The organism is Streptomyces sp. NPDC031479, from assembly GCF_055581065.1.
In genome coordinates this window covers 1-20,318 of sequence record NZ_JBVIKC010000016.1, presented here as the reverse complement: position 1 = coordinate 20,318, position 20,318 = coordinate 1, and the positions used below count along the sequence as shown (strand labels likewise).

The window sequence follows — 20,318 nt, the reverse complement described above, 5'->3', positions numbered from 1 at the left end:
TGCCCCTACCAGACAGTAGGAAATTGGTTCCGGGTGTCTACTCAACAACCTTTGGGCAAAAGGTTGTTGACAAATGTTGAATGTGCGCGGGGGTGCTCCGATGAGCACCCCCGACGGGGCACCGGTTCGGCGTTTTGTACGGGTTTCAGAGCTGCGGCGGGGTCATCGTGAAGCGGGCGTTCACCTGGGCGTAGACGGTCTGCCGCTGGGGTTCGAGGTCGAGGGGCGGGGCTCCGCCGTCCTCGGTGCCGCCGAAGGACATGGCGCGCATCATGCCGCCGGGGGCGGCCATGGCGACGGGGGCGGCGTTCTCGGCTCCGAGGTCGGCGAGTTCGACGAGGGCGGCGAGGTTCGCGCCGAGGGCCTGGGCGTATTCGCGGGCGCGCTGCACGGCTTCGAGGACGGCTTGCCGGCGGGCTTCGCCGTGGGCGGGCGAGGTGGGGCGCAGGGCCCACCAGGGGCCGTCGACCTGGGTGAGTTCCTGGTCGGCGAGGCGGGTGGTGAGTTCGCCGAGGGTGGTGAAGTCGTTGAGTTCGGCGGTGATGTGGACGCGGCCGTGGTAGGCGCGGATGCGTTCGCCGCGGCCGTGGCGGGTGAGTTCGGGGGTGATGGAGAAGGCGCCGGTCTCGATCTTCTCGACGGGTTCGCCGTAGCTCTTGAGGAGTTCGAGGACGGTGTTGTTGCGGCGGGTGAGGTCGTCGAGGGCGGTGCGGCGGTCGGTGCCGCGGGCGCTGACGGTGATGCCGATGCGGGCGATTTCGGGGTCGACTTCGAGCCTGGCTTCGCCGCGGACGGCGACGCGGGGGGTGTCGGGGGTTCCGTAGGGCTGGTGCGTGGCGTCCTGGGTCATGGATTCACTGTCGCACTGTCATTCGTGGGGGTGTGGTCATCGGATCGAAACCTGCCGGGGGTGTTGCTGGTTGTTACCCGTGGGTCAGAATCTACGCGCGTTGTTCACGCCTCAAAAGGGGAGATGGCATGGCGTTCGACCGTAGGAAGTTCATGGGGGCATCGGCCGCGACCGGTGCGGCCGTCGCGTTGGCGGGGGCCACGAGCACCCCGGCCTCCGCGCAGGAGGCGCAGGGGGCGTCGAAGGGGCCGCGGACGTACGCGTTCACGGTGATGGGGACGACGGACCTGCACGGGAACGTCTTCAACTGGGACTACTTCACGGACAAGGAGTTCGACGACAAGGCGCACAACGACGTGGGTCTGGCGAAGATCTCGACGTTGGTGAACCAGGTGCGGTCCGAGAAGGGCCGTTGCAACACGCTGATGATCGACGCGGGTGACACGATCCAGGGGACGCAGCTGTCGTACTACTACGCGAAGGTGGATCCGATCACCGCGCGTCGTGGTCCGGTGCATCCGATGGCGCAGGCGATGAACGCGATCGGGTACGACGCGGCGGCGCTGGGGAACCACGAGTTCAATTACGGGATCCCGGTGCTGCGGAAGTTCGAGGAGCAGTGTGATTTCCCGCTGCTGGGGGCGAACGCGCTGGATGCGAAGACGTTGCGGCCGGCGTTCGCGCCGTACAGCATGCACCGGTTGCGGACGCCGCACGGGCGGGACGTGAAGGTGGCGGTGCTGGGGTTGACGAATCCGGGGATCGCGATCTGGGACAAGGCGAACGTGGCGGGGAAGATGACGTTCCCGGGCCTGGAGGAGCAGGCGGCGAAGTACGTGCCGAAGCTGCGTTCGATGGGTGCGGACGTGGTGATCGTGTCGGCGCATTCGGGGTCGAGCGGTACGTCCTCGTACGGGGACCAGTTGCCGTACGTCGAGAACGCGGCCGGTCTGGTGGCGGAGCAGGTGCCGGGGATCGACGCGATCCTGGTGGGTCACGCGCACACGGAGATCCCGGAGTACCGGGTGAAGAACAAGGCGACCGGCAAGGACGTGGTGCTGTCGGAGCCGTTGAAGTGGGGGCAGCGGCTGACGCTGTTCGACTTCGAGCTGGTGTGGGAGAAGGGCCGCTGGTCGGTGGCGAAGGTGTCGGCGAAGGTGTTGAACTCGAACACTGCGGTCGAGGATCCGAAGATCGTGCGTCTGCTGTCGGACGAGCACCGCAAGGTGGTGGCGTACGTGAACCAGGTGATCGGTACGTCGACGCAGGCGATGTCGTCGGCGGAGGGTCCGGTGAAGGACGTGCCGATCATCGATCTGATCAATCACGTGCAGGCGGAGACGGTGAAGGCGGCGCTGGCGGGTTCGCAGTGGGCGGCGCTGCCGGTGCTGTCGCAGGCGTCGTGCTTCTCGCGGACGGCGGTGGTTCCGGCCGGGCAGGTGACGATCAAGGATGCGGCGGGGCTGTATCCGTTCGAGAACACGCTGGAGGCACGGCTGCTGACGGGTGCGCAGCTGAAGGATTATCTGGAGTATTCGGCGCGGTACTACGTGCAGACGGCGCCGGGTGGTGTGGTGGATCCGGCGAAGATCACGAATTCGGAGAGCGTTCCGGACTACAACTACGACGCGGTGTACGGGCTGTCGTACGACATCGACATCGCGCAGCCGGTGGGGTCGCGGATCGTGGGGTTGTCGTTCCAGGGGAAGCCGGTGGATCCGGCGGCGCGGTTCGTGTTCGCGGTGAACAACTACCGGGCGTCGGGGGGCGGGAACTTCCCGCACGTGCCGAAGGCACAGCAGTTGTGGGCGAATTCGGAGGAAATACGTAACACGATCATCCAGTGGGTGAAGGCGAAGGGGACGGTGGATCCGGCGGCGTTCGCTTCGGTGGACTGGCGGCTGACGCGGGCCGGGGTGCCCGTCTTCTAGGGCCTGGTGTTCCGGTGGGGGTCGGGGTTCGCGGTGGCGGACTCCGGCCCCCGGTGCGTTCGGGGGGGCGTGCGAACGGGGTGCGGGTGACGCCGGTGCCGGGGGTGGGGTGGGCCGGTCGGTGTCCTGGCCCGGGTTTCAGGGGTGTTCGACGAGGGGGAGCAGTTCGCCGGCGGGGTGGGGGCGGGTGTGTTCGCGCTGTTCGAGGCCGAAGGTGGTGAAGGCGGTGCGGTGGGGCTGGGGGTAGGCCTCTTTGTCGGTGAGGGTGTTGAGGATGGCGGCGCTGCGCCAGGCGGCGAGGCCGAGGTCGGGGGCGCCGACGCCGTGGGTGTGGCGTTCGCCGTTCTGGACGAAGACGCTGCCGGTGACGGACGGGTCGAGGATCATCCGGTAGCGGTCGTCGATGCGGGGGCGGCCGGAGGAGTCCTTGCGGAGGTAGGGGTCGAGGCCGGCGAGGAGGCTGGTGAGGGGGCGTTCGCGGTAGCCGGTGGCGAGGACGACGGCGTCGGTGGTGAGGCGGGAGCGGGTGCCCTGCTGGGTGTGCTCGATGTGGAGTTCGACTTTGGTGGTGGCGACGCGGCCTGCGGTGCGGACGCTGACTCCGGGGGTGAGGACGGTGTCGGGCCAGCCGCCGTGGAGGGTGCGGCGGTAGAGCTCTTCGTGGATGGCGGCGATGGTGGCGGCGTCGATGCCCTTGTGGAGTTGCCATTGGGCGGGGACGAGCCGGTCGCGGACGGGTTCGGGGAGGGCGTGGAAGTAGCGGGTGTAGTCGGGGGTGAAGTGTTCGAGGCCGAGTTTGGAGTACTCCATGGGGGCGAAGGAGGGTGTGCGGGCGAGCCAGGTGAGGCGTTCGCGGCCGTGGGGGCGGGCGCGGAGGAGGTCGAGGAAGACTTCGGCGCCTGACTGGCCGGAGCCGATGACGGTGACGTGGTCGGCGGCGAGGATGCGCTGCCGGTTGTCGAGGTAGTCGGCGGAGTGGATGACGGGGACGGTGGGGGCGTCGGCGAGGGGGCGCAGGGGTTCGGGGACGTAGGGGGCGGTGCCGATGCCGAGGGCGAGGTTGCGGGTGTAGGTGCGGCCGAGGGCTTCGGCTTCTCCGTCGGTGTCGATCTGGGTGTAGTCGACTTCGAAGAGGTCGCGTTCGGGGTTCCAGCGGACGGCGTCGACCTGGTGGCCGAAGTGGAGTCCGGGGAGGCGGCCGGCGACCCAGCGGCAGTAGGCGTCGTATTCGGCGCGTTGGATGTGGAACTGCTCGGCGAAGTAGAAGGGGAAGAGCCGTTCCTTGTGCTTGAGGTAGTTGAGGAAGGTCCAGGGGCTGGTGGGGTCGGCGAGGGTGACGAGGTCGGCGAGGAAGGGGACTTGGAGGGTGGCGCCGTCGATGAGGAGGCCGGGGTGCCAGCGGAAGTCGCGGCGCTGGTCGTAGAAGGCGGTGGCGAGGGTGCCGATGCCTTGTTGCGGGAGGCCGTGGGCGAGGGCGGCGAGGGAGAGGTTGAAGGGGCCGATGCCGATTCCGACGAGGTCGTGGGGTGCATCGAGCTGGGCGGTCATCGGTGGGTTCTGCCTTCCAGGAGGGCGACGAGGGTGTCCAGGTCCCTGGCCGTGGTGTGGGGGTTGAGGAGGGTGGCCTTGAGCCAGAGGCGGCCGTCGGCGGTGGCGCGGCCGAGGACGGCGGTGCCGTCCTGGAGGAGGGTGCGGCGCAGGGTGGCGAGCTGGTCGTCGTCCGTGGGGGTGGGTCGGAAGAGGACCGTGGTGAGGGTGGGGTGTGCGTGGAGTTCGAAGCCGGGGTGGGCGTCGAGGAGGTCGGCGAGCCGGTGGGCTGCTGCGCAGGTGAGGTCGATGAGGTGGGCGAGGCCGTCGCGGCCGAGTGAGCGCAGGGTGACGGCGATTTTGAAGGCGTCGGGGCGGCGGGTGGTGCGCAGGGAGCGGCCGAGGAGGTCGGGGAGGCCGGCGTCGGTGTCGTCGGTGGCGTTGAGGTAGTCGGCCTGGTGGGCGAGGGGGGTCAGGTCGGTGGTGTCGCGGACGGCGAGGAGGCCGGCGGCGACGGGTTGCCAGCCGAGTTTGTGCAGGTCGAGGGTGAGGGAGCGGGCGCGGGTGAGTCCGTCGAGCCGGTGGCGGTGGCGGGGGCTGAGGGCGAGGGTGCCGCCGTAGGCGGCGTCGATGTGGAGGTCGGCGCCGTGTCGGTCGCAGAGGTCGGCGAGGGGGGTGAGGGGGTCGATGAGTCCGGCGTCGGTGGTGCCGGCGGTGGCGGTGACGAGGACGGGGCCGGGGGTGTGGGTGAGGGCTTCGGCGAGGGTGGCGGGGTCGAGGGTGCCGTTGGGGGTGGGGAGGGCGCGGGCGGGGGGCAGTCCGAGGAGCCAGGCGGCGCGGGGGATGGAGTGGTGGGCGTTGGCGCCGTGCAGGACGGTCAGGTGGGGGCCGTGGCGTTCGCGGGCGAGGAGGAGGGCGAGTTGGTTGGCTTCGGTGCCGCCGGTGGTGAGGAGGGCGTCGGCGCGGGGGGTGCCGTAGAGCTCGGCGGCGAGGGTGCGGGTGAGGTGGGCTTCGATGGCGGAGGCGGCGGGGGCCTGGTCCCAGGAGTCGAGGGAGGGGTTGAGGACGCTCGCGGCGAGGTCGGCGACGGCGGCCACGGCGAGCGGGGGGCAGTGCAGGTGGGCGGCGCACAGGGGGTCGGCGGGGTCGGCGGCGCCGGCGGTGAGGGTGTGCACGAGGGTGCGGAGTGCTTCGTGGTCGCCGGTGCCGTGGGCGGGGAGTACGTCGCCCAGCGCGGCGGCGACGCGGGCGGCGACGGTGTCGGGGCCGCCGGCGGGGAGGGGTCCGCCGCGTTCCCGGGCGCCGGTGGTGAGGGCGGTGAGGGCGGTGTCGAGGAGGGGGCGCAGCGCGTCGGCGCCGTGGCGGCCGCCCGCGAGTGGAGGCGTCGGCGCGGGCGTGGGCACGGTCATGGGGCCTCCGGGGGCTGGGCTGGGCGTGGCGCTGCGTGGCCGAGGCTGGGCGGGACACCCGGCCGGTACAACGATCAGCCCCGAATGGGGTAACCGCCGGGGTGTGTCCGGGGTCGATTTCCGGCCGCCGCCCTTTCTTTTGCGGGAGGCGTCGGCTTCGGCTCCGGGTCGGGTGGCCGCGGGGCGCGGGGGTGGCCGGGTGGCCGTGGGACGTGGGTGCGGGCCGGGTGGGCGGTGGGGTCCGGTGGGGTGGCGGGCGGGTGTGGGGAAGTCTTGGGTCGCACGGCTCTGGGATGCGGGGCGTGGCGGGATTACATTGCCCACGGCCCACAAGTGCGCGGCTGGAGGCGGTCGATGGCGGGTTCCGGGGTGTTCGCGAGGGTGGGCGGCGCGGTGGGCGCCAAGACGGTCGGGGTGGTGGCCGCGGGGGTGCTGGTCGTGTCGGCGGGGGCCGGGGCGGGGGTGTGGTGGGTGTCGCGGGGGCCGGACGCGGTGGCGGTGGTCGAGCGGAGCACGTCCGTGGCGGTTCCGGCGGGCGGGGAGCGGTTGACGGTCGCGGGGTGTCTGGCGCACGAGACGGCGATCGGCGGGGGTTACCGGATCGCCGGGTCGGGCTTCGCGACGAACAGTCATTTCATCGGCGGGGCGTGGCTGGCGTCGGCGTTCAATCCGGGGTCGGACGGGGCGACGTTGACCTCGTACGCGTTGTGCGTGAACGTGAAGGCGGAGATCGAGCCGGGGCTGGACTTCACGTGGCGGGCGCACGCGTTCCGGGACCGCCCGAACAAGTTGCCGAACTCCCGGTTCGACGGGAGCATCCACGATCTGACGACGGACGGGCCGTTGGCGGGTGTGCCGGGGAACGCGGTGGCGACGCCGTCCTGCGGCGGCGGCTACACGATGGTGGGGGCGGAGTTCCGGGCGGGGCGGATCCTGGGGAACCGTGCGGTGGCGCCGGTGCCGTTGGACCGGTTGATGCCGGGAGCGGGTACGAGTACCGCCGCGTTCTGGGAGGTGTCGGTGAATCCGGGGACGGAGTTGAGCAGTCGTTCCTTCCCGATGTCGGATTCCTCGGACGTGGTGCGCAGGACGCGGATCGTGGATCCGCAGCCGCCGCAGGCCAATTTCGCGGTCGGGGTGCGGCCGGTGTGCGTGAAGGTGAACGACTGGTCGGTGGCGAGCGTGGAGGTGCCGGTCCCGGCGGGTGGCGCCGCGGAGGCGGTGGTGCGCTGTCCGAAGGGGCGCCTGGTGGTGGGCGGGGGGTTCCGGTTCCCGGCGCGCAACGAGTCGGGGGCGTTGGAGGCCCCGCAGCGGTTCTTCGGGGACGGCTGGCTGTACGCGTCGGCGGACGCTCCGGTGGCGGCGGGCGTGCCGTCGGGCCGGACGGTGAAGGACTGGCGTGTCACGGGGGTCAACCAGCAGCGGGCGGGGGCCCTGTACCGGGATTCGGTGTGGATCGAGCACAGTGACCGGGAGACGTCGACGGGCAACGGGTACTTCGACGAGCGGGCGCACGGCGCGGACGACCAGGAGCTGCGGACGTCGGCGATGCCGGCCGGGCAGCCGCTGGTGGCGGCCGTGGTGTGCGGGTCGGTCCCGGGTGTGCCGACCTCGCCGTCGAAGGGGGCGTCGGCGCCGGTCCCCGTACGGCCGGACCTGCCGTCGGTGGCGGTGGTGCCGCCCGGGCCGACGGCGGTCACGGTCTCGCCGGGGGTGTCCCCTGGGACGTCGCCCGGGGTGTCCGCGAGTGCGGGCACCCCGTCGGCCCCGGGCCGCTCCCCCGCGCCGTCCTCCCGTACGTCGGGTGCCCCGAACGGCGCGAGCGGTTCTCCCGGCACGGGTGTCCCCGGCACGCCGGGCGGTACGTCCTCCGGTCCCCCGGCGCAGCCGCAGCCGCCGGTGGTGTCGGTCCAGCGGCCGGGCGCGGGCGGGCAGTTGCGGCGGGGCTGCGAGGAGGTGTTCGCGGGGACGGCGCGGACGCGGCCGGGTGACCGGCCGCTGAGCGATCCGCAGTACACGGCCTGGCGGCTGACGGGGCCGGACGGGCCGGTGGCGCTGGGGGCGGGCCCGTCGGGCACGTTCCTGGTGCCGTTGCTGCCCGACGGGACGTATCCGCTGACGTTCACCGCCACCGACCCGGACAGTGGCCTGACGGCCACGGCCCGGGTGTCGGTGCGGGTGGTGGGCTGTCTGCGCTGATCAGGCTCCGCGCACGCGCAGGGCGCGGGCGAGGTCGTCGAGCCGGTCGACGAGCTGGCGGCGCAGCAGGGGCAGGATGGCGGGGTCTTCCAGGCAGGTGCGGCCGGCCTGGAGGTTGGCCTGGTCGACGGCGTGGGCGGGGAAGGCCCAGCGGCCGGCGGCCTGGCCGATGGCGGGTCCGCGGCGGGCGGCGAGGGCGACGGCGTCGGGGTAGAAGCGGGGGACGTACTCGCGTACGAGGTCGGCCTGTTCGGGCTGCCAGAACCCCTGGGCGGTGGCGGTGAAGAGGTAGTTGGACAGGGTGTCGTCGTGGAAGAGGCGCTGCCAGGCGGCGGCCTTGGCCTCGGGGGTGGGCAGGGCGGCGCGGCAGCGGGCGGCGCCCTCCTGGCCGGTGGCGCTGGGGTCGGCGGCGAGGGCGGCGTCGACGGCGGCTTCGTCGACGGCTCCGAGGACGGCGAGGCGGGCGAGGATGCTCCAGCGCAGTTCGGGGTCGAGGGCGGGGCCGCCGGCGATGGAGCCGTCGGCGAGCCAGGCGGCGATGGTGTCGGGCTGGGTGGCGCAGGAGATGAGGGCGCGTACGGCGGCGAGGCGCAGGCCGGGGTCGCTGCCGTCCTCGGTGCGGCGCAGGAGGTCGCGGGCGATGGAGCCGAGGGTGGCGAGGGCGGCGGCGCGCCCGTCGGGGTCGGTGTACTGGTCGGCGACGTGGGTGCGGGCGAAGGTGAGGACGCCCTGGACGACGGCGAGGTCGGTTTCCCCGGGGAGGTGGGCCTCGGCGGTGGCGAGGTAGGCCTCGGGTTCGAGTTCGCCGTCGCGGACCATGTCGCGCAGGGCGCCCCAGACGACGGCGCGGGTGAGGGGGTCGGGGATGCGGGAGAGGCCGCGCAGGGCGGTTTCGAGGGAGGTGTCGTCGAGGCGGACCTTGGCGAAGGTGAGGTCGCCGTCGTTGAGGACGAGCAGGGCGGGGCGGGGGCCGCTGACGGAGAGGACCTCGTCGGAGGGGACGTCGAGGTCGAGGAGTTCGGCGCGTTCCAGGAGGCCGTCGGGGGCGAGGGTGTAGGTGCCGGCGGTGATGCGGTGGGGGCGGCTGCCGTCGCGGTCGACGGTGAGGGTCCAGCCGCCGGGGCCGTCGCCGGTGGCGACGTCCTCGATGTGGGGGGTGAGGGTGTCGACGCCGGTGGTGCGCAGCCAGATCTCGGCCCAGGCGTGGACGTCGCGGTCGGTGTGGGCGGCGAGGGAGTCCACGAAGTCGGCGAGGGAGGCGTTGGCGAACCTGTGGCGGGCGAAGTGGGTGTTGATGCCGGCGAGGAAGTCCTTCTCGCCGAGCCAGGCGACGAGCTGGCGCAGGGCGGAGGCGCCCTTGGCGTAGGAGATGCCGTCGAAGTTGAGGAGGGCGGAGGCGGTGTCGGGGACGTCGTCGGGGCCGGGGGCGACGGGGTGGGTGGAGGGGCGCTGGTCGGCGTCGTAGCCCCAGGCCTTGCGGGTGACGCCGAACTCGGTCCAGGTGTGGGTGAAGCGGGTGGCTTCGGTGAGGGTCTGGTAGCCCATGTATTCGGCGAAGGACTCGTTGAGCCAGATGTCGTCGAACCAGGCGAGGGTGACGAGGTCGCCGAACCACATGTGGGCCATCTCGTGGGCGACGACCATGGCGCGGGTCTGGCGCTCGGTGTCGGTGACGGCGGAGCGGAAGACGAATTCGTCGCGGAAGGTGACGAGGCCGGGGTTCTCCATGGCGCCCGCGTTGAACTCGGGGACGAAGGCCTGGTCGTAGGAGTCGAAGGGGTAGGGCTCGGTGAACTTCTCGTGGTAGCGGTCGAAGCAGGCGGTGGTGACGGAGAGGATCTCGTCGGCGTCGGCGTCGAGGAAGGGCGCGAGGGAGCGTCGGCAGTGGAGGCCGAAGGGGAGGCCGGCGTGTTCGGTGGTGATGCTGTGCCAGGGGCCGCCGGCGACGGCGGCGAGGTAGGTGGAGATGACGGGGGTGGGGGCGGAGGTCCAGATGCCCGCGCCGTCAGTGTCGCGGTCGCCGGCGCGGGTGGTGATGCCGTTGGCGAGGACGCTCCAGTGGGCGGGGGCGGTGACGGTGAACTCGAAGACGGCCTTGAGGTCGGGCTGGTCGAAGGCGGCGAAGACGCGCTGGACGTCGTCCATGAACATCTGGGAGTAGACGTACGCCTCCCCGTCCGCGGGGTCGGTGAAGCGGTGCAGGCCCTCGCCGGTGCGGGAGTAGCGCATGCGGGCGTCGACGCGCAGCTCGTGGGGGCCTTCGGTGAGGCCGGTGAGCGGGAGGCGGCCGTCGTCGAGGGTGGCCGGGTCGAGGGGGTGGCCGTCGAGCGTGGCGGAGCGCAGTTCGTCGGGCTTCAGTTCCACGAAGGTGTCACCACTGGTGCGGGCGGTGAACCTGATGAGGGTGGTGGAGTCGAAGTTCTCGTCGCCGGTGGTGAGGTCGAGGGTGACGGCGTAGTGGTGGACGTCGAGGAGCTGGGCTCGGAGCTGCGCTTCGTTGCGCGTCAGTGCGGACATGGGGCCCATGCTGCCTGACGGTCGTGGCGCGGCCCAGGGGGCGGGCGGTGCCCCCGCCGCCGGGCGTCCGGGGGCGGGGGTCGCGGTTACTGGTCCTCGCCGGCGGCGATCGTCTCGTGGTGGCGGATGACCTCGGCGATGATGAAGTTGAGGAGCTTCTCGGCGAAGGCCGGGTCGAGCTTGGCGTTCTCGGCCAGCTGGCGCAGGCGCGCGATCTGGCTGGCCTCACGGCCCGGGTCGGCCGGGGGCAGCTGGTGCTTGGCCTTGAGGTGGCCGACCTGCTGGGTGCACTTGAAGCGCTCGGCGAGCATGTGGACCACGGCCGCGTCGATGTTGTCGATGCTGTCGCGCAGTCGGGACAGTTCGGCGGTGACGTTCTCGTCGACCTCGTCGATGTCGCTGTTGTTCATGGTTCCCGAGAATACGTGGCGGGGGCGGCCGGTACCGCGTCCAGTCGGTCCGTGAGACGGGGGCCTCACAGGGGCAGGACGGCGATGACGAGCCAGCCGCCTTCGGGGGCGGGACCGGCGGTGAGGGAGCCGCCGAGGGCTTCGGCGCGTTCGGCCATCCCGGCGAGGCCGTAGCCGCCGCCGCGGGCCTTGTCGGAGAGCCGGGCGGGGCGGCCGCCGTCGTCGGCGACGCGCACTTCGAGGCCGCTGGGCACGGTGCGCAGGCCGATGCGGACGGCGGTGGCGGTGGCGGCGTGCTTGGAGACGTTGGTGAGGGCTTCGAGGACGATGCGGTGGGCGGTGGCGGCCACGAGGTCGGGGAGGCGGTCGTCGAGGCCCTCCTCGATGGACAGGACGACGGGCGGGCCGGTGGCGGAGAACCGTTCGACGAGCCGGCGCAGGTCGGCGAGGCCGGCGACGGGGGTGGTGCCGGCGGGGGCGGCGGCGGCGTCTTCCTGGCGCAGGATCGTGACGAGGCGGCGCATGGAGCCGAGTGCCTCGCCGCCGGCGGTTTCGATGCGGCCGAAGATCTCGGCGGCGTGTTCGGCGGTGACCTTGGTGAAGCGGGCGGCGCGGGCCTCGACGACGATGCCGGTGACGTGGTGGGCGACGAGGTCGTGGAGCTCTCGGGCGAGCTCCAGGCGTTCGGCGGTGCGTACGGCGTGCAGCTCGCGCACGCGCTGGACGGCCTGGAAGCGCAGCAGGAGGGAGTAGGCGCCGACGACGACGGCGAGGACGGAGAAGAGCAGGGTGAAGCGGCCGGGGTCGGTGTCGCGGACGGGTACGGCCATGCAGCCGAGGCCGAGGAAGGGGCCGAGGACGGCGGCGGTGCGGACGGGGGCGCGGAGCAGGACCTGGGACAGGAGGACGAGCAGGGCGATGGCCTCGCCGACGCCCCAGACCACGTCGGGCGGGGTGCCGAAGATCAGGAGGAGGGTGACGGTCCAGGTGGTGGCGGCGGCGAACCAGGCGCGGGCGAGGAGGGGGAGGCCGGGCCAGGGGGCGGCGCTGAGGCAGACGAGGACGCCGGAGGTCCAGACGGCGGCGTGCGGGAAGCTGGGCTGGCGGGCGAGGGCGACGCCCTCGAAGGTGACGAGGCCGAGGAGGAGCAGGGGGAGCAGGATCCGGATCCGGTCGGCGGCCCGGGGATGCCGCCGCGACCATGCCGCGAGCGGGCTCACGGGGCGGCGCCGGTCGCCGGGCGCGGGCCGGGGCGGGACGCGGGCGTGGTGGCCGGCGGGGGCGGTGTGGGGCCGGGGCGGGGGGTCACGCGGGGCCGGCGGCGAGGCCGCTCTCCCAGGCCCAGGCGGCGATCTCGACGCGGTTGCGGGCGTCGAGCTTGGCCTGGACGTTGGCGAGGTGGGTCTTGACGGTGGACAGGGACACGTACAGTTCGGCGGCGATCTCGGCGTTGGTCAGCCCGCGCGCGAGGCAGCGCACGACCTCGCGTTCGCGTTCGGTGAGGGGTTCGGCGGGGCGGCGGGCGGCCTGGGCGGCGGTGGTGCGCGGGGCCATCTCGCGCAGCAGCCGCACGGTGATCGCCGGGGAGACGAGGGCGTCGCCGACGGCCGCCGCCCGGACGGCTTCAACCAGCATGGCCGGGCTCGCGTCCTTCAGGAGGAAGCCGGACGCGCCGCCGTGGAGGGCGGCGTGGACGTACTCGTCGAGGTCGAAGGTGGTGACGATGACGATGCGCGGGCCGTCGCTGCCGGTGAGGCGGCGGGTGACTTCGAGTCCGTCGAGCCGGGGCATGCGGATGTCGAGGAGGAGGACGTCGGGCCGGTGCTCGGCGACGGCGGCGAGGGCGGCCTCTCCGTCGACGACGTCGGCGAGGACCTCGATGTCCGGCTGGCTTTCGAGGATCATCCGGAAGCCGGTCCTGACCATTTCCTGGTCGTCCGCGATGACCACGCTGATCGTCATGCGCTGCCTTCCCCGCTGTCGCCCGCTGCCGCCGGTGGGTCCTTCCCGTCGGACCGGGGCGGGTGTCGGCCCGCGACCGCACGGCGGGCCGTCGGGAGGGTGTCACGGGGTGGGGGCGGCGGTGGGCCGGGCTCGCGACGGCTCTCCCGGGATTACGCACGTTCGGGGCAGCGCGCCTCGCCCTTCCGGCCCCGTCGGGGGCGGCCGGAAGGGCGAGGGGCGGGAGTGGGAGCGGGGGCCGGGGCTACAGGCCGGCCGCGGCGGCCTTGATGTCGGCGGCGAAGGTGGAGACCTCGGTGTAGACGCCGGGGTAGCCGGCGCGGGCGCAGCCCTCGCCCCAGCTGACGATGCCGACCTGGATCCAGGCGTTCGCGTTGTCGCGGCGGAACATCGGGCCACCGGAGTCGCCCTGGCAGGTGTCGACGCCGCCCTGGGCGAAGCCGGCGCAGATCTCCTCGCCGGGGGTGAGGTCGGAGCCGTAGGAGCTCTGGCAGGAGGCGTCGGAGACGAAGGGGACCTGGGCCTTGAGCAGGTAGCGCTGCTGGCCGCCGCCTTCGCGGGCGGCGCCCCAGCCGGCGACGGTGAAGGTGCCGTTGTCGTAGGCCTTGGTCTCGGCGATCTTGAGGGTGGGCTGGTTGATGGGCTTGGCGAGCTTGATCAGGGCCCAGTCGCGGCCCTTGCCGTTGTAGCCCGGGGCCTGGAGGACCTTGGTGGACTTGACCTTGACGGCGCTGGAGCTGTTGAGGTCGACGACACCGCCGGTGGCGGTGATGGAGGTGTTGTTGCCGGATCCGTCGACGCAGTGGGCGGCGGTCAGCACGATCTGCTGGGTGTAGAGGGCGCCGCCGCAGCCCATGGAGAGGCGGACCATGAAGGGGAACTCGCCCTGGGCGGCGCGGGTTCCGCCGACGACGGGGGCGGGGGCGGCGCTGGCGCCGGTGGGCTGGAGACTGACGGCCGCGAGGGCCACGGCGCCGGCGGCGAGGGTGCGCTGGAGGACTCTTGCGAGAGTGGCCACGGTCAACACACTGCCTTTCGTGGGGGGTTGGGCTGTGCGCGCCATCGGGTTCATGACACGTCCATGACACTCCTGCGTCGCCGCGGGCTTCAAGAAGGCCTTTTCGGACAACTTCCGGCCCGGGGGACGGCATGACGGACAACGGCCGCCGGAGCAGCCCCGTCGAGCACGGATTTCCGCACCTGGAGACGGTCCGCGCGGCGATCGGCGCACTCTTCCGCGCACTGACCGCCGACGGGATCCGGGCCTACGCCACGAGCCTGGATCCCGCCGAGGCGGCCTTCGGCCCCGACGAGGACCTGCACCTGGGGGCGCACCGGGTGGCGTCCGCCGTGGTGCGCGCTCTGCGGCTGCCCGACGCGCGGATGGTGGTCGCCTTCCGGCCGATGCGGGACGCGGCCACCGTGGAGCTCGCGGCGGGCCCCGAATACTTCGTGGAGGTCGACGACCGCTTCCGCGTCCACCGCCGCGACCTGGCGGCCGCCCTGGCCCACGAGGCCGCGCACGTGCTGCTGCACCGCCTCGGCCTGCGCTTCCCCACCACCGCCGACGACGAGGTCCTCACCGACACGGCCGCCGTCCTCCTCGGGGCCGGCTGGCTGCTGCTGGACGCCTACCGCGAGGACGCCCTGACCCACCAGAAGCTCGGCTACCTCACCCCGGAGGAGTTCGGCTACGTCCTCGCCCGCCGCGCCCGCCTCTTCGGGGAGGACCCCTCCCCCTGGTTCACCAGCCCCCGGGCCTACGAGGCCTACGTACGCGGCCGCGCGCTCGCCGACCGGGAGTGGCGCCGGGCACCCCTGGCCGGAGCGGGCCGGACGGAACGGCTGCGCTACGCCCGCGCCCGGCGGGCGGGGGCGGCACCGGCGCGCGGGGCGGCGTACCGGTTCGGACGGGGCGGGGACGGGGAGGTGCGGGTGAGCTTCCCGTGCCCGGTGTGCGGGCAGTGGCTGCGGCTGCCGACGGGCGGCGGGGCGCTGCGGGCACGGTGCGGGGTGTGCCGCACCGTGCTGGAGTGCGACCCCTAGGCGGGCTCCGAGGGGGAGGCTTCACCGGGCGGCCACGAAAAGTTTCCTACCGACCAGTAGACATAGGCGCGGCGCTGGCCGAATCTAAGCGCGTACATGTCAACGCATGCCCGAGGAGCGCCCCCACATGCTCGCAGCCCACCGCGCCCGCGCCGCCGCCGCGGCCGTCGTCGCCGCCACCGCCCTGACCCTGCTGCCGGCCACCGCCGCCGAGGCCGCCCCGGCCCCCGCGCCGGCGCCCGTCGCCGCCCCCGCCGCGTCCGCCCCCGGCGGCAACGCGGCCATCCTGGGCATCGACTACGCGACCTGGCAGCGCGACGTGGCCGCCGTCGTCGACGCCGCCCGCCCCGCCATCGAGCAGCGGATCGCCGCCTCCCCCGCCGGGGAGAAGCCGGCCATCGTCCTCGACATCGACAACTCCTCGCTGGAGACGGACTTCCACTGGTTCTGGACGTTCCCGACCCCCGCGATCGACAAGGTCCGCGCGCTGACCCGGTACGCGAGCGACCGCGGTGTGGCGATCTTCTTCGTCACCGCGCGCCCCGGCATCGTGTACTCCCTGACCGAGCGCAATCTGAAGGCGGTCGGCTACCCGGTCGACGGGCTGTACGTACGGGACCTGCCGGCCCTGTTCGAGCAGGTGAGCGCGTACAAGACGGCCAAGCGCGCCGAGATCGAGGCCCGCGGCTACACGATCATCGCCAACATCGGCAACAACGAGAGCGACCTCGTCGGCGGCCACGCCGAACGCACCGTCAAGCTGCCCGACTACGGCGGCAAGCTGTCCTGACCCGGGGCTCGCGGGGGCCGGGTCAGCCCCCGCAGCCCCCGCAGCCCCCGCACGCGCCACCGCAGCCGGACCCCGGGCCGGCTCCGTGGCCCTCGTTCTTCCAGTCGCCGCCACCGCCCTCGGTGGTGTCGTCGGAGTAGAACGCGCCCACGACGGTGATCACCAGGGGTATGGCGCCGATGGCGAGCATCCACCAGCCGAGGTGGTCCTCGATGCCCTGGAGGTCCGAGTCCATCACGATCCAGCCCAGCGCCCCCCACACCACGAAGGCCGACAACACGGCGACCTTGGCCCAAGGCTCTTCCTCTTCCATGCCCCACCGCCCCTTCCGTCGCATTCGGCGTGGTGGCGTTGTGCCCGCAGCACCGCGGCGGAACACCCAGCTCCGTCAGCCGGTACCGCGATCGCCCGCGATGGCGTTGACCGCCGCCCAGGAGAAGGCCATCGCCGGGCCGATGGTGGCGCCCGGACCGGGGCAGGTCTCCCCCATCACCGCCGCCGAGCGCCGTCTCGGTGTCCACCTGCCGGGGCGGCGAACGGGAACCGGCGCGGCCGGCCCCCGTGGTGGCGGCGTGCGCACGGGCCGTGTGACGGGAGCTCTACGGGGCCGGGCGGGCCGCCCGGACGCCCCCCGCGCCCCCGCGGGACCTCGAACCGGCGGTGCCGGCGCGGGCGATGGACAACATGTTGGGCCGGCTGCGGTTCAGCGAGTGGATGTAGCGGGTAGTCATATCCCATCGCACGAGAAAGGCTTCGGACCCGACCTCCCCGCCAGGGGGCCGGACCCGGAGCCTTCCTCATGCGCGTTCCCCGCGCGTCCCCTACGCGTAGCCGATGTGCACCCGGGGGCCACTCCGTCACAGACCCAGCCGGTGCCGAGCCCGCCGGGGACCCGCTTGACGGTGATGCGCATCGGCTCGCCGGTGTGCGGGGAGCCGGCCACGGAGTAGCAGCGGGCCGCGCCGCCGGGGACCCACGCGCTACAGGGCCCCGACGAAGGCCTCGAAGGCGGCCCGGCCGACGGTGAAGACGGGGCCGCCGGGGTTCTTGGAGTCCCGGACGGCGACGGCGCAGGGCTGGGCGAAGACCTCGACGCACTCGCCGCCTGTGCCGCCGCTGCGGCTGGCCTTGACCCAAGTGACGGGGCCGAGGGGGGCGCACTCGACGCAGTCGCCGCCGCTGGAGCCGCTGTACGACGACTTACGCCACGGCACCCACGTCAGATCCAGGCCGGTCTCCATAGCGTTCCTCCATTACCCGTGCGATCAGCGCCGCCGATGCTCCGGGCGACAGCGCCTCGGCTTGAAGGCGAGCGTATCCGACCGAACGTTCCCTGATCACTTGCGGATTGGCCGTCATATGGCCCGAGTCGTAGCTCTCGCTGTAGTGCAGGTCTGGGTCCTCATCGAACCGCAGGAGGTTGAACGAACCCATCATCCCGGCGTGTTGGCCCGCCGAAAAGGGAAGCACCTGGACATTGACCCACCGCCGGTCCCGCATTTCCAGCAAGTAGGCGAGCTGATCACGCATGATCTCCCGGCCGCCGATCTCACGATGGAGGACCGCCTCGTCAAGCACGACCCACAGCACAGGCGGGTTGCCGCGTTTGAGTATGCGCTGCCGGTCCATCCTCGCCGCCACCACCGTGTCCACGGTGTCGGGGTGGTCGATGCCGAGCACCGCCCTCGCGTAGCCAGGGGTCTGCAACAGCCCGTAGACCAGCTGGCACTGGTACGTGGAGATGTACTCCGCCTTCGCCTCCATCTCCGCGTACGCCTGGAACCAGTGCGGCAGCTGGCTGCGCAGGACCAGCCCGATCAGGCGGCTGAACATCCCACCCGTCCCCAGCGCAGCGTCGATCCGTTCGGAGAAGTCCCTTGTGGGAACCTTCCGCGTCGTCTCGATCTGCCCGATCAGGGACCCCGTACAGAAGACGATGCCCCCCAGGTCCTCCTGTTTCAGCTTCGCCTCCTCCCGCAGCCGGCGCAGTTCGGAGCCGTAGTAGTCCAGCGGCGAGGCGCTGGGGTCGAGGTCGCGGATGTTGACCATGAGGCGGTCACCCCCAAGTTCACGCCGGGTGGCGGCGTTCGTCGTGTCCGTCGCCGAGCGTAACCACTCCACCGCGTACCGGTACCCGGAATCCGGCAATCCGCACGGCGGAGGAGGCGGGGCCCGTCGCACGTCGGTCCCGCCCCCTCCGCCGCAGGGGCTACTTCTTCGGCGTCGGGCAGGTCGCCCAGGCGAGGTGGTACAGGGTGTTCACGCTGGCGTCGGTGGAGTCCATCGCCATGAAGCTGGTGGCGGTGGGGCTGGACGTGCCCGGGTTGACCCGGAGCTCGGTGTTGATGTTGAAGTTCCGCTTCTCACCGCAGGGGGCCCAGACGAGGTCGGCGTACTCCGTCTTGTCGGTCGACTGCCAGTTGTCGTTGAACGGGCCGCTGAACGTGTGGGTCCGCTGGGCGGTCTGCGGCATCCCCTGGAAGTAGTAGTTGGCACGTTCCACCCCGGTCGCACCGGGCTGAAGGTAGCCGAAGCCGCGGTAGTCGGCCTGGACGATCGCGTACGTGAAGCCGTTCGGCACGTGGACGCGGAGGTTGAGCTGACAGTTCTTGCGGAAGCCCGTGGGCGGGGCGCCGGGGCCGATCTGGGCCATGTACTCGCTGTAGGTGACGGTGAAGGCCGTGTTGTCGGGGGCGACGGCGACCTGGGCGGTGCCCTCGCGGCAGCCGGAGCCGTTGACGGTGGCGAGTTCGATGACGATCTTGTCGGGCGGGACGGTGATGGACGCCTGGGCCTGGACCGGGGCCCCGGTGGCGATCAGGGCGGCGGCCGCGCCGCCGACGAACAGGGTGCGGGACAGGGAATGCGACATCTTTGTCACTCCTTCTGCTTACGCGCAACGCGCTGTCAGGCGGCGGGGCATTCCTTCCACTCGAAGTGGTAGACGGTGTTCACGCTCCCGTCGGTGGAGTCCATGCTCATGAAGCTCAGGGCCGAGGGGCTGGACGAGCCGCCGTACACGCGCAGCTCGGTGTTGACGTTGAGGACGCGGGTCTCGCCGCAGGGGGCCCAGACCAGGTCGCTGTAGCCGGTCTGGTCGCTGGCCTGCCAGTTGTCCCCGTAGGGGCCGCTGAACTGGTGGGTGGTGCGGGCGGTCTGCGAGGCGCCCTGGAAGTAGTAGCCGGCGCGCTCCTGGCCGAAGGCCCCGCGCTGGAGGCTGGCGAAGCCGCGGTAGTCGGCGCGGGCGATGGCGTACGTGTAGCCCTGGGGTACGTGGACCCGCAGGGCGAGCTGGCAGTTCTTGCGGAAGTCGGTGCCGCCGGAGCCGGCGCCGGTCTGGGCGAGGTAGTCGCTGTAGGTGACGGTGAAGGCGCTGTTGTCGGGGGCCGCGGCGATGCTGGTGGTACCGGCGGGGCAGCCCGAGCCGTTGGCCCCGGCCACCTCCACGGTGACGCGTCCGGGCGGCACCGTAGGGGTGTCGGCCTGGGCGGGGGCGGGAGCGGCGACGGCCGCCAGGGCGATGGCGGCGGCCCCGAGGGTGAGTCTGCGAAGGCGCATGTCTGCTTCTCCGTCCGTAGGAGCGGGATTGGGCGTGGACATGCCATCACGGTCGGAGGGGTCCGGGAGGGGCGCGTACCGGACAAGCGGCCCGGGGCCGGGCCCGGCCGTCGCCCCCTGGCCGGAACCCGCGAGTCCGCAGCCCCCCGCGACCGCACCCATCAGCGGTGCTCCCCCACCGCGCGGCCCGCCGCACCGTCCCGGCGGCACACAGGATGTCCCGAACTCCGGCCCGGCGGATCCCGCCTGACCGGCCGCGCACGTGTCCGTGCCGCACGCCTTCCCTGCCGAAAACCGGTGGAACGGAGCCCCTGTCCGCCCTTACCGTGCTCCCGGACCACATCGCCCAGGCAAGGACGGCCCGTTGTACACCGTGTGAGACACCCCGAGTGCTGATTCGTAGCGCGTCGCGCCTCTTGCGCCGCGCTGCTTCCTGCTGCGGACTTCTCACTGAAAATCGGTGTACCCCTGTGCTCAACAACTGGGTCGTCATGCCCACATGCCTGCCGCTCGTCCTGCGCCGCTGCCACGCGTGCGCGTCCGACCGCTTCCGGGCGAACGGAAAATTCCGCGTCAACGCACACCACAAGCTCCTCGACGCCTGGCTCCTCGTGCTCTGCACCGGATGCGGGGAAACGGCGAAGCTCACGGTTCTGGAGCGGGCGAACGTGCGCTCCGTCCGGCCCGCGCTGCTGGACCGGTTGCACGACAACGACCCCGGCCTGGCGGCCGAGCTGCTCCAGGACCCGGTCCTGCGGCGGCGCAATCGCATCGCCCTCGACTGGGACGGTGCCTGGCGCCTCGACACAGGCGGATCGGACCACCTGGACCGCGAGGTGATCGACGTGTCCGTCCGCTTCGCGGCACGGATCCCCGTCCGGCCGCTGCGGCTGATCGCCGAAGGCTGCGGCCTTTCGCGGGCGGAGACGGAGAGGCTGGCAGAGGAGGGCAAGCTCGTCTCCGCGGTCCGGCTGGGCGGCAGGCTCTCCGGCGACTTCACCTTCACGCTCAAGCGCTGAGTCCCCCCGGGTGGGGGGGGGGGGGGGGGGGGGGGGGGGGGGGGGGGGGGAGGGGGGGGGGGGGGGGGGGGGGGGGGGGGGGGTGGTGGGGGGGGGGGTA

Annotated in this window: 18 protein-coding genes; 5 read left to right on the top strand and 13 right to left on the bottom strand. The window is 72.4% G+C overall.

Translation table 11 applies throughout. The features are described from left to right. Positions 1–145 precede the first annotated feature (145 nt). Positions 146–850, bottom strand: coding sequence for an SIMPL domain-containing protein (locus ACZ5D2_RS19475; RefSeq protein ID WP_371679029.1), 705 nt, complete (start codon positions 848–850; stop codon positions 146–148). Between the two features lie 128 nt (positions 851–978). On the opposite strand from ACZ5D2_RS19475, the gene ACZ5D2_RS19470 reads away from it, so the two are divergent. Beyond that, positions 979–2,781 (top strand): bifunctional metallophosphatase/5'-nucleotidase, encoded by a 1,803-nt coding sequence (locus ACZ5D2_RS19470; RefSeq protein ID WP_468930727.1) that lies wholly within the window; start codon positions 979–981, stop codon positions 2,779–2,781. 138 nt (positions 2,782–2,919) lie between these two features. Here ACZ5D2_RS19470 and ACZ5D2_RS19465 read toward each other — a convergent pair whose 3' ends face one another. Together ACZ5D2_RS19465 and ACZ5D2_RS19460 are read right to left on the bottom strand one after the other, a co-directional pair. After that, the gene (locus ACZ5D2_RS19465) at positions 2,920–4,329 is read right to left on the bottom strand and encodes a lysine N(6)-hydroxylase/L-ornithine N(5)-oxygenase family protein (RefSeq protein WP_371679027.1); all 1,410 of its coding nucleotides are present in this window, start codon (positions 4,327–4,329) and stop codon (positions 2,920–2,922) included. Beyond that, positions 4,326–5,717: a pyridoxal phosphate-dependent decarboxylase family protein gene (locus tag ACZ5D2_RS19460; protein ID WP_371679026.1), complete on the bottom strand. Its 1,392-nt coding sequence runs from the start codon at positions 5,715–5,717 to the stop codon at positions 4,326–4,328. Before ACZ5D2_RS19460 ends, ACZ5D2_RS19465 begins: the two co-directional genes overlap by 4 nt. 354 nt (positions 5,718–6,071) lie before the next feature. On the opposite strand from ACZ5D2_RS19460, the gene ACZ5D2_RS19455 reads away from it, so the two are divergent. Beyond that, complete coding sequence (locus ACZ5D2_RS19455) at positions 6,072–7,916, top strand: hypothetical protein (protein ID WP_468930723.1); 1,845 nt, start codon at positions 6,072–6,074, stop codon at positions 7,914–7,916. Here the strand turns inward: ACZ5D2_RS19455 and pepN are convergent, their stop codons facing one another. The 5 genes from pepN to ACZ5D2_RS19430 form a co-directional block, all read right to left on the bottom strand. Further along, entirely contained in the window at positions 7,917–10,433 is a 2,517-nt protein-coding gene (gene pepN, locus ACZ5D2_RS19450; RefSeq protein ID WP_468930721.1) for an aminopeptidase N, read from the bottom strand. Positions 10,434–10,519: 86 nt separating this feature from the next. Beyond that, positions 10,520–10,843 (bottom strand): chorismate mutase, encoded by a 324-nt coding sequence (locus ACZ5D2_RS19445; RefSeq protein WP_030242160.1) that lies wholly within the window; start codon positions 10,841–10,843, stop codon positions 10,520–10,522. 65 nt (positions 10,844–10,908) lie between these two features. Then, positions 10,909–12,063 carry a sensor histidine kinase gene (locus ACZ5D2_RS19440; RefSeq protein ID WP_468930717.1) on the bottom strand — a complete coding sequence of 385 codons (1,155 nt, stop codon included), beginning with the start codon at positions 12,061–12,063 and terminating at the stop codon, positions 10,909–10,911. 85 nt (positions 12,064–12,148) lie between these two features. Further along, the gene (locus ACZ5D2_RS19435; protein WP_371679022.1) at positions 12,149–12,805 is read right to left on the bottom strand and encodes a response regulator; all 657 of its coding nucleotides are present in this window, start codon (positions 12,803–12,805) and stop codon (positions 12,149–12,151) included. Between the two features lie 244 nt (positions 12,806–13,049). Then, positions 13,050–13,868 carry a S1 family peptidase gene (locus tag ACZ5D2_RS19430; RefSeq protein ID WP_468930712.1) on the bottom strand — a complete coding sequence of 273 codons (819 nt, stop codon included), beginning with the start codon at positions 13,866–13,868 and terminating at the stop codon, positions 13,050–13,052. An 86-nt stretch (positions 13,869–13,954) separates the two neighbouring features. Here ACZ5D2_RS19430 and ACZ5D2_RS19425 point away from each other — a divergent pair, with 86 nt between their 5' ends. Both ACZ5D2_RS19425 and ACZ5D2_RS19420 read left to right on the top strand, forming a co-directional pair. After that, positions 13,955–14,851: a hypothetical protein gene (locus ACZ5D2_RS19425; protein WP_468930709.1), complete on the top strand. Its 897-nt coding sequence runs from the start codon at positions 13,955–13,957 to the stop codon at positions 14,849–14,851. A 127-nt stretch (positions 14,852–14,978) separates the two neighbouring features. Continuing rightward, positions 14,979–15,641 carry an HAD family acid phosphatase gene (locus tag ACZ5D2_RS19420; protein WP_371679019.1) on the top strand — a complete coding sequence of 221 codons (663 nt, stop codon included), beginning with the start codon at positions 14,979–14,981 and terminating at the stop codon, positions 15,639–15,641. Between the two features lie 22 nt (positions 15,642–15,663). Here the strand turns inward: ACZ5D2_RS19420 and ACZ5D2_RS19415 are convergent, their stop codons facing one another. The 5 genes from ACZ5D2_RS19415 to ACZ5D2_RS19395 all read right to left on the bottom strand — a co-directional run bounded on the left by ACZ5D2_RS19415 (position 15,664) and on the right by ACZ5D2_RS19395 (position 19,199). Further along, on the bottom strand, positions 15,664–15,954 hold the full coding sequence (locus ACZ5D2_RS19415) for a hypothetical protein (RefSeq protein WP_468930705.1): 291 nt from the start codon (positions 15,952–15,954) through the stop codon (positions 15,664–15,666). Positions 15,955–16,621: 667 nt separating this feature from the next. Beyond that, the gene (locus tag ACZ5D2_RS19410; RefSeq protein ID WP_371679017.1) at positions 16,622–16,882 is read right to left on the bottom strand and encodes a DUF397 domain-containing protein; all 261 of its coding nucleotides are present in this window, start codon (positions 16,880–16,882) and stop codon (positions 16,622–16,624) included. Beyond that, positions 16,842–17,690, bottom strand: coding sequence for a helix-turn-helix domain-containing protein (locus tag ACZ5D2_RS19405; RefSeq protein WP_371681306.1), 849 nt, complete (start codon positions 17,688–17,690; stop codon positions 16,842–16,844). The genes ACZ5D2_RS19410 and ACZ5D2_RS19405 overlap by 41 nt, the downstream gene beginning before the upstream one ends. A gap of 160 nt (positions 17,691–17,850) precedes the next feature. Then, positions 17,851–18,513: a DUF4360 domain-containing protein gene (locus ACZ5D2_RS19400; protein ID WP_371679016.1), complete on the bottom strand. Its 663-nt coding sequence runs from the start codon at positions 18,511–18,513 to the stop codon at positions 17,851–17,853. Between the two features lie 35 nt (positions 18,514–18,548). Then, a complete protein-coding gene (locus ACZ5D2_RS19395) occupies positions 18,549–19,199 on the bottom strand; it encodes a DUF4360 domain-containing protein (protein WP_371679015.1) in 651 nt (216 codons plus the stop codon). 470 nt (positions 19,200–19,669) lie between these two features. Between ACZ5D2_RS19395 and ACZ5D2_RS19390 the strand changes: the two genes are divergently transcribed. Beyond that, the gene (locus ACZ5D2_RS19390; RefSeq protein ID WP_371679014.1) at positions 19,670–20,218 is read left to right on the top strand and encodes a DUF1062 domain-containing protein; all 549 of its coding nucleotides are present in this window, start codon (positions 19,670–19,672) and stop codon (positions 20,216–20,218) included. Positions 20,219–20,318 lie beyond the last annotated feature (100 nt).

Excerpts from the sequence above, each read along its gene's own strand:
- ACZ5D2_RS19475 (WP_371679029.1), bottom strand. The coding sequence starts at position 850 with ATGACCCAGGACGCCACGCACCAGCCCTACGGAACCCCCGACACCCCC.
- ACZ5D2_RS19470 (WP_468930727.1), top strand. The coding sequence starts at position 979 with ATGGCGTTCGACCGTAGGAAGTTCATGGGGGCATCGGCCGCGACCGGT.
- ACZ5D2_RS19465 (WP_371679027.1), bottom strand. The coding sequence starts at position 4,329 with ATGACCGCCCAGCTCGATGCACCCCACGACCTCGTCGGAATCGGCATC.
- ACZ5D2_RS19460 (WP_371679026.1), bottom strand. The coding sequence starts at position 5,717 with ATGACCGTGCCCACGCCCGCGCCGACGCCTCCACTCGCGGGCGGCCGC.
- ACZ5D2_RS19455 (WP_468930723.1), top strand. The coding sequence starts at position 6,072 with ATGGCGGGTTCCGGGGTGTTCGCGAGGGTGGGCGGCGCGGTGGGCGCC.
- pepN (WP_468930721.1), bottom strand. The coding sequence starts at position 10,433 with ATGTCCGCACTGACGCGCAACGAAGCGCAGCTCCGAGCCCAGCTCCTC.
- ACZ5D2_RS19445 (WP_030242160.1), bottom strand. The coding sequence starts at position 10,843 with ATGAACAACAGCGACATCGACGAGGTCGACGAGAACGTCACCGCCGAA.
- ACZ5D2_RS19435 (WP_371679022.1), bottom strand. The coding sequence starts at position 12,805 with ATGACGATCAGCGTGGTCATCGCGGACGACCAGGAAATGGTCAGGACC.
- ACZ5D2_RS19430 (WP_468930712.1), bottom strand. The coding sequence starts at position 13,868 with ATGGCGCGCACAGCCCAACCCCCCACGAAAGGCAGTGTGTTGACCGTG.
- ACZ5D2_RS19425 (WP_468930709.1), top strand. The coding sequence starts at position 13,955 with ATGACGGACAACGGCCGCCGGAGCAGCCCCGTCGAGCACGGATTTCCG.
- ACZ5D2_RS19420 (WP_371679019.1), top strand. The coding sequence starts at position 14,979 with ATGCTCGCAGCCCACCGCGCCCGCGCCGCCGCCGCGGCCGTCGTCGCC.
- ACZ5D2_RS19415 (WP_468930705.1), bottom strand. The coding sequence starts at position 15,954 with ATGGAAGAGGAAGAGCCTTGGGCCAAGGTCGCCGTGTTGTCGGCCTTC.
- ACZ5D2_RS19410 (WP_371679017.1), bottom strand. The coding sequence starts at position 16,882 with ATGGAGACCGGCCTGGATCTGACGTGGGTGCCGTGGCGTAAGTCGTCG.
- ACZ5D2_RS19405 (WP_371681306.1), bottom strand. The coding sequence starts at position 17,690 with ATGGTCAACATCCGCGACCTCGACCCCAGCGCCTCGCCGCTGGACTAC.
- ACZ5D2_RS19400 (WP_371679016.1), bottom strand. The coding sequence starts at position 18,513 with ATGTCGCATTCCCTGTCCCGCACCCTGTTCGTCGGCGGCGCGGCCGCC.
- ACZ5D2_RS19395 (WP_371679015.1), bottom strand. The coding sequence starts at position 19,199 with ATGCGCCTTCGCAGACTCACCCTCGGGGCCGCCGCCATCGCCCTGGCG.